The 18292-nt window shown below is 67.1% G+C and carries 12 protein-coding genes and 3 pseudogenes; 7 read left to right on the forward strand and 8 right to left on the reverse strand.

What is annotated here, in order from left to right:
- Window positions 1-48 precede the first annotated feature (48 nt).
- Window positions 49-1332: an AlbA family DNA-binding domain-containing protein gene (locus tag AQI88_RS38885; RefSeq protein ID WP_079058094.1), complete on the reverse strand. Its 1284-nt coding sequence runs from the start codon at window positions 1330-1332 to the stop codon at window positions 49-51.
- A gap of 726 nt (window positions 1333-2058) precedes the next feature.
- On the opposite strand from AQI88_RS38885, the gene AQI88_RS38895 reads away from it, so the two are divergent.
- Both AQI88_RS38895 and AQI88_RS38900 read left to right on the forward strand, forming a co-directional pair.
- Complete coding sequence (locus AQI88_RS38895) at window positions 2059-4923, forward strand: toll/interleukin-1 receptor domain-containing protein (protein ID WP_079058095.1); 2865 nt, start codon at window positions 2059-2061, stop codon at window positions 4921-4923.
- Between the two features lie 309 nt (window positions 4924-5232).
- A complete protein-coding gene (locus AQI88_RS38900) occupies window positions 5233-6063 on the forward strand; it encodes an IS5 family transposase (RefSeq protein WP_244184547.1) in 831 nt (276 codons plus the stop codon).
- Here AQI88_RS38900 and AQI88_RS44290 read toward each other — a convergent pair.
- From AQI88_RS44290 to fxsT (AQI88_RS38915), 3 genes are all read right to left on the reverse strand, one after another.
- Window positions 5981-6547, reverse strand: a complete 567-nt coding sequence (locus AQI88_RS44290; protein ID WP_244184548.1) for a BAR domain-containing protein — start codon at window positions 6545-6547, stop codon at window positions 5981-5983. The two genes, AQI88_RS38900 and AQI88_RS44290, sit on opposite strands and share 83 nt — an antisense overlap.
- Window positions 6548-7363: 816 nt before the next feature.
- Complete coding sequence (locus AQI88_RS38910; protein ID WP_067009644.1) at window positions 7364-7891, reverse strand: NUDIX domain-containing protein; 528 nt, start codon at window positions 7889-7891, stop codon at window positions 7364-7366.
- Between the two features lie 292 nt (window positions 7892-8183).
- On the reverse strand, window positions 8184-11240 hold the full coding sequence (fxsT, locus tag AQI88_RS38915) for an FxSxx-COOH system tetratricopeptide repeat protein (RefSeq protein WP_079058097.1): 3057 nt from the start codon (window positions 11238-11240) through the stop codon (window positions 8184-8186).
- A 59-nt stretch (window positions 11241-11299) separates the two neighbouring features.
- On the opposite strand from fxsT (AQI88_RS38915), the gene AQI88_RS38920 reads away from it, so the two are divergent.
- The 3 genes and pseudogenes from AQI88_RS38920 (at window position 11300) to AQI88_RS48905 (ending at window position 12465) form a co-directional block, all read left to right on the forward strand.
- Window positions 11300-11842 carry a hypothetical protein gene (locus tag AQI88_RS38920; protein WP_208616031.1) on the forward strand — a complete coding sequence of 181 codons (543 nt, stop codon included), beginning with the start codon at window positions 11300-11302 and terminating at the stop codon, window positions 11840-11842.
- Between the two features lie 61 nt (window positions 11843-11903).
- Window positions 11904-12149: pseudogene (locus AQI88_RS48900) on the forward strand (helicase associated domain-containing protein); the annotation flags it as partial.
- Between the two features lie 112 nt (window positions 12150-12261).
- Entirely contained in the window at window positions 12262-12465 is a 204-nt protein-coding gene (locus AQI88_RS48905) for a hypothetical protein (RefSeq protein WP_317933069.1), read from the forward strand.
- Between the two features lie 750 nt (window positions 12466-13215).
- Here the strand turns inward: AQI88_RS48905 and AQI88_RS44300 are convergent.
- Window positions 13216-13738: pseudogene (locus AQI88_RS44300) on the reverse strand (vitamin B12-dependent ribonucleotide reductase); the annotation flags it as partial.
- Window positions 13739-14233, reverse strand: a complete 495-nt coding sequence (gene nrdR, locus AQI88_RS38935; protein ID WP_244184549.1) for a transcriptional regulator NrdR — start codon at window positions 14231-14233, stop codon at window positions 13739-13741.
- Here nrdR and AQI88_RS38940 point away from each other — a divergent pair.
- Both AQI88_RS38940 and fxsT (AQI88_RS38945) read left to right on the forward strand, forming a co-directional pair.
- A pseudogene (locus AQI88_RS38940) lies at window positions 14232-14621 on the forward strand (LexA family protein); the annotation flags it as partial. The gene nrdR and the pseudogene AQI88_RS38940 overlap by 2 nt on opposite strands.
- 66 nt (window positions 14622-14687) lie before the next feature.
- Window positions 14688-17084: an FxSxx-COOH system tetratricopeptide repeat protein gene (fxsT, locus tag AQI88_RS38945; protein ID WP_244184550.1), complete on the forward strand. Its 2397-nt coding sequence runs from the start codon at window positions 14688-14690 to the stop codon at window positions 17082-17084.
- Window positions 17085-17091: 7 nt separating this feature from the next.
- On the opposite strand, the gene AQI88_RS44305 is transcribed toward fxsT (AQI88_RS38945), so the two are convergent.
- Window positions 17092-17969 (reverse strand): IS5 family transposase gene (locus AQI88_RS44305; protein ID WP_398697566.1). Its coding sequence is split into 2 segments (ribosomal slippage): window positions 17092-17619 and window positions 17622-17969, totalling 876 coding nucleotides; the frame shifts between segments, so codons are not numbered across the junction.
- A gap of 38 nt (window positions 17970-18007) precedes the next feature.
- Window positions 18008-18292 (reverse strand): hypothetical protein (locus AQI88_RS38960; RefSeq protein ID WP_067009662.1); only part of this gene is annotated, 285 nt, incomplete at its 5' end.

The raw sequence follows: 18292 nt of genomic DNA on the forward strand, positions 1-18292 counted from the left end.
CCAGACACGAGCCGGGCCGGTCCTTCGAAGAGAGGGCCGGCCCGGCGGTCATGAGAGCACCGGCTCAGCAGGTGGGGCGGCATGGAGCCGCTCCAAGGCCTGCTCCATGCCGAGCAGACCGGCATCGAGGCTGATCTGCTGGAGCCAGCTGTCGATGAGGGCGCGGCGCTCTGCGGGGTCGCGCTGGTCGACGCCGGGGTCGGCGAGCAGATTGGCTCCGCGCGAGGTCCCGGCGTCCCGCACGGGGGTCAGGCCGTTCCCGGCGAGCAGGTCCGGCACGTCGATGCCGCTGAGGAAGTCCAGCCCAAGGGGCTGGGGCACCAAGAGAGAGTCGACTCCGGCAAGAGCGGCGACCGCACCGACGACCTCCTCATCGACCAGGGAGGCAGCCAGGGCGTCGACCAGCTCGTGCAGGCGGGCAACGGACAGGGCCGGTCGGCTTCCCAGGGCATGGAGGAAGCCCGCCCTGACTTCCACGGACACCTGCAGATGCGAGACGGGAGTCCCGTAAGCGTCGGGCAGATCAATCTTGGCTACGGCCTCGAGGGGAAAGGCCGGGTTGGGGCCGCCCTGCCACAGCAGCCGGACCTTGCGGGCCCGGTTGAAGCCGGACCGGTGGAACGGGTTCATGCCGCCGTCGCCGAGCGACGCGCACCAGTGGAACAGTGCGTGGTGCAGAGGGGAGTTGTTCAGCGCGTCGGTGAAGGCCTGCACACCGCGTTCGGACAGCGGGCGCCAGGTGGCAGAGGCGTCAACCGGAACAAACATCCCGGTGCGCAGGAGGAAGTCGGCTGTCTCCTGCGCTTGGTCGTTTCGGGGAAGCTCCACCGGCGACAGCCGCAGCCCGGCGGCCGCGGTCTGAGGGGCCGGTTCGGTGATGAGCTGGGTGAGTCGCGACCGGTCTGCCACCGCGTTGCGTCCGTGCAGCCTGATCGGGGCGGCACCTTGGATCAGGAGTGGGCGGGGTGCCATCGCGGGGTCGACACGGACGACCAGGACCATCAGACCGTCGGTCTCCGGCAGGGGCACCGGGATGATCTCCGGCACCCACGGCGGCTCCAGCTTCTGGTGACAACCGCTGACGATCTGGACGATCGTGGGTTCCGGAACGCCGATGAGCCGATCGGGCACGTTCCGCTCGGTGACCCCGACCAGGATCAGGCCGCCGTAGCTGTTGGCCATCGCCGCGACCGAGTCGGGGATCTTGGAGGCGTAGCTTTCCTTGTACTCCAAGGTCAGGCTTTCGGGCTGGCCGACGGCCACCAGTTCGCGAACGCGCTCCAGAGTCACGTCCGCGGGGCGGCAGACGAACAGAGATGTCGTAGTCGTCATGCCGACCGCCGGCCCGCCGACGCAGTGTGGTTCGAAGGATTCACCTGGTCAAACTAACGAAGCGGGCGGGTGCTGTGCCTCGGAATTCCGCGACCCGCGGCACGGCACCCGCCACGGCTTCCTTGATCCGACTGGCGGTCGTGTTCTCATCGACCTCGTCCGGCAGGGCAAGGTCGATGCGGTTGGCGGCGATAGCGGCGAAGGCACCGGCGCCGCTCTGGTGAAGTTCGCATGCAAGCCAGCTGGCCTTCGCGGGCCCCGCCGCCGTGTGCGATCAAACGACGGCTGCCCAGCGGCGCATCGTGGCCACGATGCGCTCGTGCGGCGTCCTGAACGGCCGACGGGGGCTCGCCATATGGCGCGAGGCTGGCTGCGGTGAATGGAAGGCCACTGTAGCCGAGATCGGCCAGGACCTCTCGCTGCTGGAGGTACCACACACACGATCGTGACAGCCTTCCGCTTCGCCCTGACCAACTCGTCGAGCAAGAAGGCTGCCCTGCCGCCCACCGGCCTGATCATGGATAACAACGTGATCAGACCACCGGACACCGCGAGTTCAACCTGAGTAACACGAGACTGGTGTTGGATGGAATACAGCACCCCAGCATGGATAATAGGCACGTAGGTGCGGTGGTGGCCCAACTCGCCACCTGGTCGAATATTGGAAACCCTCATTTCGTCTTCGCAGACAATCCACCGGAATCGATCATCTAGCGGAGCCACTTCATGGTGTTGCGGTCGGCGCTGATTTCAAGGCTCCAGCGGCTCTCGGCACCATGGAATCGTTCGCCCCTCGAACAGGCTAGCTACGACGTATTCATCTCCTACTGCCGAACGCCGGACGCTGCCCTTGCGTCCGCGCTGCGCGAGGGCCTTCACGCCTTCGCGCGTCCCTGGTACCGGCTCCGAGCGCTCAGGGTCTTCCGAGACGAGACGAGCCTCTCGGCAAGCCCGGAGTTGTGGCCGTCCATTGAGCGGGTACTAAGGGAATCCAGATTCCTTATCCTTCTGGTGTCACCAGAAGCAAAAGAGTCTAAGTGGATTGACAAAGAGATCACCTGCTGGCTGGAGCGCGACCCCACAGGCCGCAAGCTGCTCCTCGTGCTCACTACTGGGAAAATGGAGTGGGACAACGAATCCCGCGACTTCAAGTGGGTGATCGAAGACTGCGACTCTGGCGATAGAAAACCCGCCGCGTTGCCAGCCGAACTGCACGGCGTCACCGTGCTTCCTCCTAAGCTTCACAGCGTCTTCAGCGACCAGCCCGGATATGTAGACCTTGGCCGGGTGCGAGGCCAGGACCAACTCGACATCCAGAACGCAGAATTCCGCGTCCGCATTGCCCAACTGGCAGCGCCAATCCATGGTCGGGAGGTCGATGAGCTGGAAGGTGAGGACGTACGGCAGCACCGGCGGAGAAACCGGGTGATCCGTGCCGCGGTCGCCATCCTCGCCACCTTGGCGCTCGCCGCAAGTGGAGCGGCAGTCGTCGCGTTCAAGCAGCGGCAAATGGCTCTGGATCGGCTCGCCATCGCCAATTCGCGGCAGTTAGCGGCGACCGCCGAGTTGAGGAGCCAGAGCGACCTGCAGACAGCGATGCTGCTCAGCGCAGCTGCTTTCAAGGTCAGCGGCACCGCCGAGGCCAGGGCCAACCTCTTGAGACAGCTTCAGCGTAGCCAACACGTGGAACGCTTCCTCGCCGGGCCAGGCCGGGCGGTGACTGACCTAGCGCTAAGCCCTGACGGCGGCACCGTCGTCTCGTCAGGTGGACAGCGCAGTCACCTCTTCCTGCGGGACCTGGCCCATCCCGACAACCTCCCTCGTACGTTGCGCGGCAGCCGTACCCCCTATTCGGCGATCTTCAGTCCTGACGGGAAAGCTCTCGCTGTTGCGGAAATTGACAGGGTCGTCGTATGGGATCTGGCCTCGGGGACAAAGAGGGCCACGTTCGGCGGCGGCATGGAAGCCGGAACCCCTGCTTTCAGCCCGGACGGCCGCACCCTCGCTCTCCCCGGCTTTGACGAGACGACCATCTCCTACAAGTGCACTCTCTGGGATACCGCAACGCACAAGAAACTGGCGACCTTGGTTTACGACGCAAGCGGAACCACCTGCCTATTCAGTCCGGACGGACGGACCCTGGCAATGGGTATATCCCTCTGGGACGTCGGCACGCGCACTCTGCTGGGGAATCTGGCCGGCGGTCACACCCGCGGAGTGTTCGACATGGCCTTCAGCCCGGACGGACGAATGATCGCCACGGGGGGCCACGACGCCAAGCTGATCCTTTGGGACGTCGCCAAACGTACTCCTCTGGCCACCTGGCAACGCGACGGCGATGTCCATGCCGTCGCTTTCAGTCCCGACGGGCGACTCCTAGCTGCCGGCGACAACAGCGCCAGTATCAGCCTTTGGAGCGTCGCCAAACGGACCCAGCTCGACAGCCTGACCGGCGGCCATACCAGTGCCGTCCTCGACATCGCTTTCAGTCCCGACGGACGCACACTGCTTTCCTCGGGCAAAGACGGCCGAATCATCGTTTGGAATATCACTCCGCAGAACCCGCTGATTCTGGCCATGGCACCCGGCGCAAAAAAGAGCTATTACGGCAGTCCTGCATTCAGCCCAGACGGACGCATCCTGGCGATCCCAACCGTTGCCGGGGCCATTCTCTGGGACATCCCCCGACGAGCTCGACTGACCGAGACGCCAGTCGCCGGAGGGCATCCTGTTTTCAGCCCCGATGGGCGCATTCTCGTCACTATCGCGGGAACGAACGTTCTTCTTTGGGATGTTCCTCGCGGCGCCAAGGTGGCGACCCTGACCGGCGTTGCGCCCTCCGACCCTGAGAGCACGGGGGCTGTTTTCAGCCCGGACGGACGCACTCTCGCCACGGCGGCCAACCGTGCTGTGATCTTGTGGGATGTGGCCACGCGACACCGGCTCGCCACGCTCACTCCTAGGCAGTACACGGATTACAGCGTGCATGGTCTTGCATTCAGCCCAGACGGCCGTGTCCTGGCAACGGGAGGATACGGCTACCAGAAGATCATCCTTTGGGACATCGCGACCAAGACTCAGGCCAGCGCGTTCTCAAGCGCCAGTGGCGAACCGGTTTACCAGTTGAGCTTCAGCCCCAAGGGCGACGTCCTTGCTTGGAACGCCCTGGAGAGCGCGAATACAGCCATCGGCGGCGACTTCAGCGTCGTCCTCTGGGATCTCGCTGCGAACGCGAGGCGCGCCACTTTCACCGTCCATACCACGCTCGGTACTGCTGTCGCCTTCAGCCCGGACGGCCGCATGCTCGCGTCGGATAACGGTGGCGTCAGCCTCTGGTCGATCGCGCAAGGAGAACGGATGGTGACCTTGGCCGTTCCTCAACAGTCGGCCCCGGCTCATCTTCGCGGCCCGGTCTTCAGCGCCGACGGCCGGCTGCTGGCGACGACCGGATCCGACAAAGTCGTCATCTGGGACGTCGACACCGGGTCCTGGGTCCGGCGTCTGTGCGCGAAAGCAGGTCGAGATCTCACGCATGCGGAGTGGGCGTCCGTTCTGACCAGCCAGCCGTATCAGCCGGTCTGCCGTCGCTGAACCGACCAGGCGCTTGCTACGTCACGTCCGTCCCCAAGCCTCAGTGCGTTGTGGCAAACCGGATCTTGTTCGAGCGGCAGCGGGTGGTCGTCTGGACTGAGGTTCGGGTGCGGTCGCGGGCATGAGAGAACGGGCCCCTTGGTAGTGACGCGGTTACAACACCAGCACGACCAAGGAATCCCGTTGCCTGATCAGTTGAGCAGTACCACTGTGGCTGCGTCTACTGCGGTCACCCCTGGGTGTGACTGCTACGTGCACCGGTTCGGTTCGATCGCTCCGGGACGGCGGGCAGGCTGCTATCCGAGTGACATGACGGATGCGGAGTGGGCCGAGGTCCGCTCCGCGATGCCGGTGCCGGCCTGGCTCCTGAAGCGGGGCGGGCGTCCGGAGGCGTACTGCCATCGCGAGATGCTCGACGCTGTGCGCTATCTGGTCGACAACGGCGTGCAGTGGGTGGCCATGCCGGTCGACTTCCCGTACTGGCGGGCGGTCTACGACTTCTTCCGCCGCTGGCGGGCCTGCGGCTACGTGCGTGAACTGCACGAACGCCTGCGCCGCACGACGAGGGAACGTTCAGGCCGCAACACTGAGCCCAGCGCGGGAGTCATCGACAGTCAGTCGGTGGACGCCTCCGAGACCGTCGGCGAGGACAGCCGCGGATACGACGGCGGCAAGTCGCGTGACGGGCGCAAGCGCCACATCCTGACCGATACCGACGGTCTGCTCCTGGAGGTGACCGTGACCACGGCCGATGTGCACGACTCCAAGGCCGCCCCCGCGCTGCTGGAGACGTTCATGGACCAGCCGGGCCGGCTGCTGAAGCTGGTGTGGGTCGACAGCGCCTACCAGGGCCCCGCACTGGCCGAGGCGTTCGCCCGTCACGGGGTGCGCGTCGAGGTCGTGCGCCGCTCCGACGGGCAGCGCGGATTTGTCGTACTGGCCCGCAGGTGGGTGGTGGAGCGCACGCTGAGCTGGCTGTCGCGCTCACGCCGCCTCAACCGCGACCACGAACGCCGCCTCGACCACCACGCCCAGATGGTGTGGTGGGCCGCCGTGATCAGGCTGTCCCGGCACCTGGCCGGGGACGCTCCGCGCTGGCCGGAGAAGCGTCCCGGCCGACTGCTCCGGGCGCGGGCATGAACCGTCCGTCCCTCGCCCGCACCAGCCAGCCCCGCTTCTCCAGCACGTAGGCACGGTGACGGATCTTCTCCACCTCGTTCTTGATCTCCGCTTCGCGGCCCACCGCCCGCGTCAACTCCACCCCGTTCACCGGCCCCGAAGCGGCCACCACCGCGGCGAACACCTCCCGGTACAGGCCGCTGAGCACCTCCTCACCCATGCCCGACCGCCACACCGGCGGCCGCTCGCCATGACCCGCGCCCAAGCCGCCCGACCCCACGGCGGCAGCCATCTCACCACCAGACGGCACGGAAACCGGCGTAGTCACCAGGCTCTCCCCGGCCAGCACCGACACGAGCTCCTCACGCCCCACCCGGGCCCGCTCGACTCGCTCCCGCGCGGCATCCACCTCCGCCTGAGCCTGCTCCAGGACCTCCGTCCAGGACTCCAGATCCTGCCTCGCCCGCGCCTCACGCTGTTCCATCAACCCCAGCACCGACGGCATCGCGACCTCCTCGATCAACAACAAGCCGTCCGCTGCCTGCCCCTACACCTCCGCGATCATGCCCCGTACACAAAGAAGCCCCTGCTCATCGAACAGGGACTCCCTTTGCCACAACGCACTCAGAATCGCCGAGTGTGGCCTGCCGCGGGAGGCCGTATGGGTGGTCTTCGAGTTTGAGCGGCGGACCCGTCGCAGTGATTGGCAGATCGGTGCCACTCAGGACATCGGCGAGACCTGGTCACGGCCGCCCCGGCCGGTGCTCTTGCGCGTGGCTCTGTAAGCGTCGAGGAGCAGCCTTTCTACAGCAGTTTGGAAGGCACCCCGTCGGCCGACGTCGAGCTGTTGTCCACGACGATGGACAGCACCGCTCCGCCGCTGGAGGCACTCTCTGCCGTCGGCATCTTCATCGAAGCCCGGTGGCCGGGGAGAAAAGCGCTGGCTACGGGGCCAGGCAGCCCGTGGCACAGCATCGGCGCCATCGTTCGGGCCACGGCGGCGTACTGCCTCCCGTTCTCGTCGACATCGGCATCCCGGCGCGGCAGGCGCCTCCCGCAGTCGTGAACAACTGCTGTCGTGAGTCATCGATAAAGCCATGCGCGGGCTGCTCAGCGGGTGTCATGCCCCGCGTCGACAGCCGCCGGTGCTGCTATTCAGACAGCTGTGCCCAGGTCTTCGCGTTGCCGTTCCAACCATCGTCCGAGGTTGCCGCTCTCGAAGATCACACCTGGCTCAATCTGCGGAAGGCGGCCGCCGATCAGCGCGCCGCGAAGCGCAGGCTAAACGACTTCGAACGGCTCCTTGTCCACGCCTGTCACCCTATCTCCGAGCGGGTTGGGCCAGCAGGAGCGCAGCGACGCTCCCGGCCTCGGTGATCTCACCGTTGCGTACAGCCTCAACGGCATCCTGGAACTGGCGCCACTGCTGGGTCATCCCGATCTCGGTGGCATCCCGGCGCCTCAGCCCGGGGCGCAGATCGGTCGCCAGGAAGAGGAACGTGCGCGCCGACGTAACGGCCGGCATGGGATCGATCACCCCTAGCTGGTGCACGTCGCCAGCCACCAGTCCCGTCTCCTCTTCCAGCTCCCGGAGGGCGGCTTCCTGAGGGGACTGGCCGCCGCAGCCGCCGCCGGGCAGGTGCAGGACGCGCCGTCGCTGGAGGTAGAAGTCGTCCTCGACCAGCACAACCCGCCCGTTGTCGTCGAGGGCCACAACTCGGACTCCATCATTGACCGTGACGTGCTCGTACGTACCAGGGCGCCCATCCGGACGAAGTACCGAGTCACGGTACAGGGAGACGAACGCACCGTGATGGACCACCGCTGTCGCCGTCCGTACCCAGCCCATAGGTCCGCCCCTCCCGCAGCCGCCACATGTCCGAGCCTCTTATTGAACAGCGGCGCTGCGGCGCTCGATAGGCGTCGTCTGGTGACCAGGTCGAACCGCTTGTCTACCGGGTCGGCGACCTCGAGCGCTGAGCTCGCAACCAGCTCGCCGCCGCCGTCGGACCACCGAATTGACCTGGCCCGGGTTCGGACAGCCCCGGAATCAGGACGTCCCTAGGCCCGGTGTATGGAGTCGCAACGTTTGCCGGCGATCACGACCCAGACATCAGGCGGTAGCCGACTGCTGTTCCCGGTCAACCACCTTCTCTGCCGCCGTCGGTACCCGAGTCATCCGCCTCACCTTCGGGGTCATCCTGAACATCTGAGGACTCCGACTGCTCTATGTCGCCCTCAGAGATGTGTTCACCAGAGCTCGGTTGCGGGGCTCTGTCGCAGTCTCGGGGGGCAATGTGCTCGCCGAAGAGCTGTTTGACCAGTGCGAAAGCATGATGACGGTTGATCGTGTTCGTCAGCGGATGCTCCCAGCCGAGCACCCGTACGGCGTCGTCCAAGGTCTGCCTGAACAGCTGGATGGCTTCATCCAGCCTTCCCGTGCCCTGGTATGCATAGGCCAGGTCATCGCCAGCGGCAAGGGTGTCGGGGTGGTCGGGGCCGAGGACCCGTTTCCGGCCCGCCAGGGTCTGCTGGTACAGCGGGACGGCTTTGTCCAGTCTTCCCGCCGCCTCGTAGCCGTAGGCGAGGTTGTTGCGGGAGGTGAGAGTGTCAGGGTGGTCGGGACCGAGTACCCGCTCCATATCCACCAGGGCGGACTGCAGGAGCGGCATGGCTTCCTCGAGCCGTCCGGCCTCCCGGTAAGCGCGGCCGAGGTTGCCACGGTAAGCGAGCGTGTCGGGGTGGTCTGGGCCGAGCACCAGCACGGCATCGGCCAGGATTCTTTCGAACAGCGGGACGGCTTCGTCCGGCCTTTCGACCCCCAGGTAGGCGAAGGCGAGGTTGTTGCGGGAGATGAGGGTGTCGGGGTGGTCAGGGCCGAGGACGCGCTCCCGGTCCGCCAGAGTCCGCTGGTACAGCGGGATGGCTTCGTCCAGCCGCTCCGCTGCCTCGTAGGTGTAGGCGAGGTTGTTGCGTGAGTGGAGCGTGCTGGGGTGGTCGGGCCCGAGCACGCGCTCCATGTCTGCCAGGGTCCGTTTCAACAGCGGGATGGCATCGTCCAGCCTGCCTGCAACTCGGTAGGCGTATGCGAGGTTGTTGCGGGAGATGAGGGTGTCGGGGTGGTCAGGGCCGAGGACGCGCTCCCGGTCCGCCAGAGTCCGCTGGTACAGCGGGATGGCCTCGCTCAGCCGTCCCGCTTGCTCGTAGGCGCCAGCGAGGGCGTTGCGGGTTTCGAGGGTGCGGGGGTGGTCGGGACCGATGATGCGGGATTGCGCTGCCTCGAGGCGTACGTAGTGGTGAGCGGCGCTGGTGGGCTGGCCAGTTTTGTAGTCGTACCGGGCCAAGGCCTCCAGTAGGTCCAGGGCGTTCGGAGTGTCGAAGAGGTCAGTGAGGGCGCGCGCGTGAGGTGCGATGGCGGCGAGGTGGTCCAGCCGTCCCGGGCTGTAAGCCTGCTTCATCAGCCGGGTGGTGGCAGCTACGACCGCAGTGCAGAGAACCTGCCAAGCGGCGGAGGACTGACGTTGGAGGAGAAGGGTACGGGCGACCAGGGCGTGGACGGACCAGGTGGGGGGATCAGTGCTGTCCTGGCGGATGACGGAGAGGCGTTGGACTGCGCTGAGTGCCCGGCGCAGGGCGCGGTCCGTGTCAGTGTCCTCGCTGCCGGTGGCTTCGGCGGTGATGGCGTGGAGAAGTGCTTCGGGGATGGGCGCGCGGGCGAGTACGGCGGCAGCGCGCATCAGAGTGAGGGCGGCGCGATCAAGGCGGCTCAGGCTTCGGGTGAAGGTGGCGGCAATGTCGCGGGTGTGGCCGGTGGGAACTTGGGCTTCGATGTCGTCGACTAGGTCCTGGAAGGCATCGCCGTGCTGAGTGTCGGCCAGATCGGCGCGCAGCTGCTGGTAGGTCAGGCTGGGCTGGTCAGCGATGCAGCCACGGGCCAGGTCCACCGCCAGCGCGTGGCAGCCAAGTGCGCCGACCAGATCGCCGGCCGCGGCCTCTTCCTCCAGGCCAGCGGGGGCGCGGGCGGAAGTGAGTAGCCGCCATGCCTCGTCGCGCGGCAGCACGTCGACGTCGACGGCGGGCAGCTGGTAGCCGCGCCAGCGGGTGGTCATCACAGTGCGACCCAGCGGGTGCGGGCAGGCCAGCTCGCGGACCACTTCCAGCGGAAGCCGACCAGGGATGTCGTCGACCACCCACAGGCATGGCTTGCCGGTCTGCTCGATGTGGCGGCGTGCGGTCTCGCGGATCTCCTCCAAGGTGGCTTGGGCCGGGTCGATGCCAAAGATCCGGGCGATCTGCTGGTGGTGCTGAGCGCGGGCCTCCTCCTGGGCTTCTTCGGGATTGGTGCCGGGGTCGTGGCTCGCAGCGGCGGCAAACCAGTAGATGCCCCCCGGGTAGAACGAGCCGAAGCGATGGGCGTACTGCTCAGCGAGCAGTGTCTTGCCCATCCCTCCCAGTCCGGCGATCACCGCCTGCCCGGCGCTGGCCTCATCATGGGTGGCCGCGTACTCCAGCGCGTGCAGGTAACTGTGCAACTGCCAGAACTCGGTCACCCGGCCCACGAAGCGGGGCGAGCCGGTGTGCTCGGCTGGCCGCCACACCGGACGCTCCTGTACGACGGCATCCCCCAGCGGACTGGTCGATTGCCCCGCTTTCGCCCGCAGCCGTTCCACGAGCCGACCCAGCGCCTCCTCGCCCCCGACAGTCGCGTACCGTGCGTCCCGCAGCTCCACCGGCTCGATATGGTCCGCCCGCTCCTCGGGGTTGACCACAAGAATCCGCTGGCTGGCTTCCCCAAGCGCGGTCGCGGCCCGGAACGCCGTCAGCAGCTCCCACTGGCACGCCGGCCGGGTCGGATAGGTCGTCGAGTAGAACGCAACGAACAACCGCGCCTGCGCCAACGCGGCCTGGATCGCCGGGGTGATGCCCTCGAACTCATCGATGCCCGTCTCGTCCAGGAACACCTTCAGCCCGGCTGCACGTAGGCCCTCCACCACCGGCAGCACTCGCTCCCTGTCGGTCCGTGCGTAACTGAAGAACGCATCGCACGGCCCGCCCCCTGCGCCACCGAACACCCACTCTCCTGACACATCACCAGGCCTTCCCCGAGCACCTGTCAGCCCGCCCAGCCTCACCCGAACGCCCCATGGGTCTTCGCTGCTGCCTGCATACGCCCGTGAGAAAGTCCCGGTAGACGGCATGCCGTGCACTGCCCTGGTGGCAAATGTGGAGATCGCCTGCGTTGGAAAGGTTGGGGCGCATGAAGATGCCGCTGAAGATGCCCCAGCGGGTCCAAGTAAAGATCACGATCCCGTTCGTCGGAGAGATTAGCGGCGAGTGGGAACCCGACGACGCCGAACGCAAAGCAGCGTGGGAGCTGTACGTGGAGCTGGTCACCCGGATCGCGGTCGTTCCGCTCCAGCCTGGCCAAGGCTCGCTGCGCGACGCGACGAACTCCCTGTACAGCCTCTTCTCCATCACCCGAGACATCCTGCGCCGTTACGGCCCACAGGTGGCCCCCGCCTCGAAGCACTCTCAGATCTCCTTCGGCGTCCTGGCCGTGACCGTCCTGAACCATGCACTGCGCCCATTCCTGGCTCGCTGGCACATCCAGCTGGGCACCTGGGAAGCCGCCCGCCCTGCCGACCGGTCCGCCCTGGATCACGAGCAAGCCTGGGACCAAGCCGAGCAGTTCCGCGAAGAGCTGGAGAAGGTACGACAGGCCCTGGTCGAAACCGCCGATGTACTGGGAACGGTGGCCGGCGCGGCCGACCTGATGCGAAGCACCTCCATCTCCGGCTGAGGTCCGGCGGGCGAGACCGAGCAGAGGCAACCGGGCCTCGGGGCCATGACGGATCACGGCCGTGATCTGCCGACGCCCGCGCTCAAGCCAGCTGGGGAGCCGCCCCGGCACCCTTGACGACCACCCCGAGTGGAAGACCGCGCTGGAGGCGGTCGACAAGCACTGGAACCCCAAGCGGCCAGCCAACTGGCAGCGGCACTACGCCGCGCTGCGCGAGCTGGGCCGCGACCAGGACCAGGCCGACGTCCTGCCCGGCGTCACCGTGCACGGAATGGACGTCGGGCGATGGCTCCGCAAGAACCGTGAGCACGCCGTCTGGCAGGGCCTGATGGACGGGCAGCGCGCGCTCCTGGAGGCAATCGGCGTGGTATCACTGCACCGGAGCAGGAATCCCCCGCCAAGGCGCCCAAGGCGGCCTTGTGCGCCTTCGAAAAGGGCGTCGCGGCGCGGCACTGGACCAGTACAAGGCCCGTATGGGCTCGGTGAAGGTCCCCAGAGCCCACGTAGAGACTCTGCCGGACCGGACCGAGGGCAAGCTCGGAGTGTTCCTGCCCAACACCAAGACCCGACGCGCCAAACTCACCGCCCCCGCCCACCTCGGACTGGAGTGGGCGGCAGCGTAAGCACACTCCGGGCGGCCGCGCGCAGTGATCGGGACGTTCGTCTCATCCCAATGCGGTGTGACGTCGAGCAGATGCCCTACGATGCAAGGGACGCCCAGGGACCATCCGGGACTCGAGGGGACTCTCACGGACCTCTACAGGATCGGGAGACCCCGAAGGGCCCGACGCTGGCTCCTACCCCAGCAATCGGGCCCCTGAGGCGCCGCAGTCACGAGCCCGGCCGTCCAACTCGCGGTCGGGCTCACTGCGTGAGCGCCCACCAGCCGGCCGTACCCTCTCCTGGTCAGGACCAGAAGGACTGCAGCAGTTCGTAGACAACCTTGGCGATCACCGGCGACCAGTCGATCAGCGCCTGCCGTATCAACAGACGACGACCAGACCGCACGCTGCGATCGCCCGGAGCTTCCTCCACGGCCATCTCGCCCCTCCCTTCGGTTCCCGTAGGGGTTCCTGAACCAGGCTCAGGAACTTCGCCTCGCACCGAGGCGAACGACTCGGTGGGACCTCCGAGAGGAAGCAGCCCCAAGCATAGGTGTTCGCGGAGGCCTCTCAGACCCGAAGGACCACAACTTGTGGGCTGCTGTAGCAATCCAACCACTAGATGTGGGGATTGGCTGATACATCGACAGCTCGCGCGTGTTGCACTCGCATACCTCCGCACGGCTGAGTCGTCCCGCCACCTGTGAAAACACGCGCGCGCGTACGCACCGCAGGAGCACTTACGGAGACACCGCGGGCGCCGCACGGAGGACGCCTCTTCCTTGTACCAGTCGAGGATCGACTCCATGGAGTCGTCGACGGACAAGATGAAGCAGGCGGAGACCTGCTGGGGCTGCGGGGTTCCGACGTTGAACCAGACGGGGCTGTTGAAGCTGAAGATCTGGTGCAGGAGCGCGTACGCCAGCTCGTGCTCGAAGATCTCGGCGTCGGCGGGCGAGGCGAAGTACTTGTGGTCCTCGCCGGCCTTCCGGTACGTCTTCACGATGCGGTCGATCAGCTGCTTGAGGCTGACCTCGCGCTGCGGGGTGCCGACAGCACCCCGGAAGTACTTGCTGGTGACGATGTTGACCGCGTTCACCGACCAGAAGTCGGGGAACTCGACGCCACGCTGCTCGAAGTTCACCGAGCCGTCGCGCCAGTTGGTCATGACGACGTCACGGCGCGCCCACTCGACCTCGTCGTACGGGTGCACGCCGGGGGTGGTGTGGATGCGCTCGATACGCAGCCCCTCGGTGGATGCTGCCCAGCACACACACTGTCTTGATCTTGTCATCTACGTCCTCCTCAGAACCTGATCCACGAGACAGCTCAGCCGCCGACGTCCCCCGCGAGACCCTCCGTCCGCGATGGCGGCCTCGAAGTCCTCGAGCGAGTCGAACGCCCGGTAGACGGAGGCGAATCGCAGATAGGCGACGAGGTCGAGCTCCTGCAACGGGCCGAGTATGGCCAGGCCCACGTCGTGGGTGGTCAGCTCGGCGCTTCCGGTAGCCCGCACCGCCTCCTCGACCCGCTGACCCAGCTGGGCGAGTGCGTCCTCGGTGACAGGCCGCCCCTGGCATGCCTTGCGCACACCGTTGATGACCTTGGTACGGCTGAACGGCTCGGTGACTCCGGACCGCTTGACCACCATGAGCGAACACGTCTCCACGGTCGTGAAACGACGGGAGCAGTCCGGGCACTGACGGCGCCTGCGGATCGACGTGCCGTCGTCGGTCGTACGACTGTCGACCACGCGGCTGTCGGGGTGCCTGCAGAAGGGGCAGTGCATGAACTCCAACCTGCTCGGCAGAAGTGCCACCATCACTGCCCAAGACCGCTCCCAGGGCCGAGTCGAGCCGGTACATGCAATGAACGAAGCCACGAATCCCGAGGGACACAAGCGCTCCCTGCCGGGCCGACCTCCAGGCATCCGGGCGGACAGCTCCGGACTCACCGACCGGCAGCGCCGGGTGATCGAGGTCATCAGGGACTCCGTGCAGCGGCGCGGTTACCCGCCGTCGATGCGCGAGATCGGCCAGGCCGTCGGGCTCTCCAGCACGTCCTCGGTCGCGCACCAGCTGATGGCGCTGGAGCGCAAGGGCTTCCTGCGCCGCGACCCGCACCGCCCGCGCGCCTACGAGATCCGCGGCTGCGACTTCGCCTGCGGGCGCTCGCCGCCCGGGTAGAAGCAGCGGCAATCTCTTCGCCGCCACTGCTGCTGATGGCTGCGCAGAGGAGTACCCATGCAGCAGGATCGGGGGGTGGGTGATGACGAGCACCAGTCTCAAGAGGGCACTGCGGAGGCACGCGTTGGCGGCGGTGACGTTGTCGATTTCCGCAACGGCACCTTTTACGGCCCCGTCGCGGGCAAGATCCAGCACGATCACTACGAGGCACCCCGGCCTGCGGCCACGTGGCCGCACCAGGTCGGAACCATCCCCCCACAGGCAGGCTGCTTCCAGGACCGCGCCGAAGCCGCCCGCCTGACAACAGCACTCGCCGCCGAAGGCACCGCAGTCGTCACCGAGACCGCCCCGGCCGACGTGGTGGTAGGGCTGGGCGGAGTCGGCAAGACCCAGCTCGTCGCGCACTACGCCCGCACGGCCTGGCAGGCCGGCAATCTGGACGTACTCGTATGGATCACCGCCACCAGCCGCAGCGCTGTGGTCTCTGGCTACGCCGCAGCTGCGGCTGAACTCCTCGGCAATACGGCACTCGACGACCCCGTCCAGGCTGCCTCAGCGTTCCTTGCCTGGCTGCAGCCCAAGACCGGGCAGCGCGTCTGCCGGTGGCTACTGGTCCTGGATGACGTGACCGATCCGGTTCACCTCAACGACTTGTGGCCACCGGTCAGTCCCACGGGCCGGATCTTGGTCACGACCCGTCGCCAGGACGCCGCCCTGACCACTGGCCGCCGTCGCATCGACGTTGGGGTCTTCACCCCTACCGACGCTCTCGCCTACCTCACCGCTGCCCTCCCCCACCTTGAATATCCCGAGCAGCTCGCCCGGCTCGCCGACGATCTCGGGGACCTCCCCCTGGCCCTGTCTCAGGCTGCCGCCTACCTCACCGACACCGGCCTCAGCGCAGCCGACTACCGACAACTGCTCGCCGACCGCAGTGCCCGACTACGTGATGCAGCACCGGACAGCCTCCCCGACGGCCAGCCCCTCACCGTCGCCGCCACCTGGTCCCTGTCCATCGAGCACGCAGACCTTTTGCGCCCGGTCGGCCTCGCCCGCCCCCTGCTACATCTGGCTGCCTTCCTGAGCGCCAATGGGATCCCTGAGGCCGTCCTCACTAGCGCTCCCGCCCGCACCTACCTCGCCCACCGCCGCATCCCCGATGCCTCAGTGGATCAAATGCCAGCGGACGGGGAGCCTATGCCGGAGCGGGATGTCCGTCTGGCTATGGCCGCCCTGCGCCGGCTCAGCCTCATCCAGCACACCCCCACCGCGTCCGACACCGTGGTCCGTGTCCACCAACTCGTCCAGCGCGCCGTCCGCGACACCCTCACGCCCGACCAGTACCACCGCGCTGCCCGTACCGCCGCAGACGCCCTCCACGCCGCCTGGCCCCCAATCGAAAACGACACCGGCCTCGCCCAGACCCTGCGCGCCAACGCGGCAGCGCTCACCAGTTGTGCGGAAGAAGCGCTGTACCAGCCGGACACACACACGGTCCTCTACCGCATCGGGCACAGCCTGGGTGATGCCGGCCACGTCGCCGCAGCCTGTGCCCACTTCCGATACCTGACCGACGCCGTCATCTCCCGGCTCGGCCCTGACCACCCTGACGCTCTCATCGCCAGAGACGACCTAGCCGGATCAATAGCTGACGCCGGGAACCCTCTTGGGGCCGCCTTCGCCTTCAGCAACCTGCTCGCCGACCAGATCCGCGTACTGGGCAAAGACCATCGGGGCACCCTCGCCACACGTGGCAACCTTGCCGGCGCGTTGGGTGCGGCAGGGGAACCCGCTTGGGCCGCCGCCACCCTCAGCGACCTGCTCGCCGACCAGATCCGCGTACTGGGCAAAGACCATCCAGACACCCTCGTCGCACGCAACAACCTCGCCTACTGGCGGGGACAGGCAAGCGACCCGGCCGGCGCCGCCACCGCCTTCGCCCAGCTGCTTACCGACCAGATCCGCGTACTCGGCGAAAACCACCCTCACACCCTCACTACCCGAGGCAACCTCGCCCGCTCGATCGGTGAGGCAGGAAATCCGACTTTGGCCATCGCCATCCTCAGCAATCTGCTCGCCGACCAGATCCGCTCGCTGGGCGAAGACCACCCGGGCACCCTCAGCACCCGAGGCAACCTCGCCCGTTGGCGGGGAAGAGCAGGGGACCCGGCCGGCGCCGCCACCGCCTTCGCCCAGCTGCTTACCGACCAGATCCGCGTACTGGGCAAAGACCATCCAGACACCCTCGTCGCACGCAACAACCTCGCCTACTGGCGGGGACAGGCAAGCGACCCCGGCCGGCGCCGCCACCGCCTTCGCCGACCTGTTGCCCGACCTGATCAGCGCACTCGGCGAAAACCACCCTCACACCGTCGAGGCACGCAGAAACCTCACCCGCTGGCAGGCAAAGGCGAGAAGCAATGGTTCAGGACTAGGCGACTAGGGCGTGTTTGAGATGTGGTCACAGTGCTTGCCGTATGAGGGTGAGTTGGACGGTGGCCTCGTAGCGGACGGCAAGCTTGTCGTACCTGGTCGCGACGCCTCTGGCCTGCTTCAACAGACCGATCCGGCACTCGACCTTGTGTCTGCGCTTGTACATCTCGCGGTCGAATCCGGGCGGGCGGCCACCGGCCGACCCACGACGGATCCGGTGGCCGGCCTGGTCGCGCCTCTCCGGGATGGTGTGCGCGATCCCGCGTTTGCGCAGGTAGGAGCGGATCTGGAGCGAGGAGTAGGCGCGATCCGCAAGGACGTGCTTCGGGCGAGTGCGCGGATGTCCAACGCCGACCCGAGGGACGCGGATCTTCTCCATGACCCGCTCGAAGACCGGTGCGTCGCCCCGCTGGCCCGCGGTGATGACAGCCGCAAGGACGTGGAAGGAAGCGTCCGCCGCGAGGTGAATCTTGGTGGTCAGCCCACCGCGGGAGCGGCCGAGACCATGGTCGTCCGGCTCGGCCGCCAGGCCGTCCGGACGCGTCCGGCCCGGATCGTCAGCCCCTTTTTGCGGGCGCCGGCGGCGTGTTGGTGCGCTCGACAGACGGTGGAGTCGACCGAGACCTCCCACTCGATGATGCCGTCGGCATCAGCCTTGACCTGCAGCTTCTTCAAGATGCGGGGCCAGGTGCCGTCGATCTGCCAGCGCCGGAACACCGCATACACCGTCTCCCAGGGCCCGTACCGCTCGGGCACATCCCGCCACGGCGAGCCCGTCCGCGCCCGCCACCAGATCCCGTCGAAGACCTGCCGCCGATCCCGCGGCGGCCGGCCCATCTTCGGTATCGGCGGCAACACGGCTTCCAGCCGCTCCCACTGTGTATCCGTCAGATCGCCCCGAGACATCTGAAGATCGCTTCACGGCCAGGGTGGACAGCAGCCCGTCAGCTCTGATCTGTGGTGGGCCGCCACGAACTGCCGGTCTCGCGTTCGAACGCCGGACGCACGTCAACGGTGTCGTACACGATGCGCAGCGTGGCAATACGGCCGTCCTCGGCGAGCTCAGCCAGGTCCACCACGTCAAACGGCGCGGCAGCTCCGGACGGCAGACGCCAGTCAAAGTGGAACCAGAACGAGATCAGTGCGGCCCCCTGCTGGGTCCGGCCCTCCGCCACCCCCAGCAGAGTCAGGCCCGCCCGGCTGGTATCGGCGAAGAGCTCGGGATAGAA

The sequence above is a fragment of the Streptomyces cellostaticus genome (assembly GCF_001513965.1).
GTDB classification, from domain to species: domain Bacteria; phylum Actinomycetota; class Actinomycetes; order Streptomycetales; family Streptomycetaceae; genus Streptomyces; species Streptomyces cellostaticus.

Excerpts from the sequence above, each read along its gene's own strand:
- AQI88_RS38885 (WP_079058094.1), bottom strand. The coding sequence starts at position 1,332 with ATGACGACTACGACATCTCTGTTCGTCTGCCGCCCCGCGGACGTGACT.
- nrdR (WP_244184549.1), bottom strand. The coding sequence starts at position 14,233 with ATGCACTGCCCCTTCTGCAGGCACCCCGACAGCCGCGTGGTCGACAGT.
- fxsT (WP_079058097.1), bottom strand. The coding sequence starts at position 11,240 with ATGCCGTCTACCGGGACTTTCTCACGGGCGTATGCAGGCAGCAGCGAA.
- AQI88_RS38900 (WP_244184547.1), top strand. The coding sequence starts at position 5,233 with ATGACGGATGCGGAGTGGGCCGAGGTCCGCTCCGCGATGCCGGTGCCG.
- AQI88_RS44290 (WP_244184548.1), bottom strand. The coding sequence starts at position 6,547 with ATGCCGTCGGTGCTGGGGTTGATGGAACAGCGTGAGGCGCGGGCGAGG.
- AQI88_RS38910 (WP_067009644.1), bottom strand. The coding sequence starts at position 7,891 with ATGGGCTGGGTACGGACGGCGACAGCGGTGGTCCATCACGGTGCGTTC.
- fxsT (WP_244184550.1), top strand. The coding sequence starts at position 14,688 with ATGCAGCAGGATCGGGGGGTGGGTGATGACGAGCACCAGTCTCAAGAG.
- AQI88_RS38895 (WP_079058095.1), top strand. The coding sequence starts at position 2,059 with ATGGTGTTGCGGTCGGCGCTGATTTCAAGGCTCCAGCGGCTCTCGGCA.
- AQI88_RS38920 (WP_208616031.1), top strand. The coding sequence starts at position 11,300 with ATGAAGATGCCGCTGAAGATGCCCCAGCGGGTCCAAGTAAAGATCACG.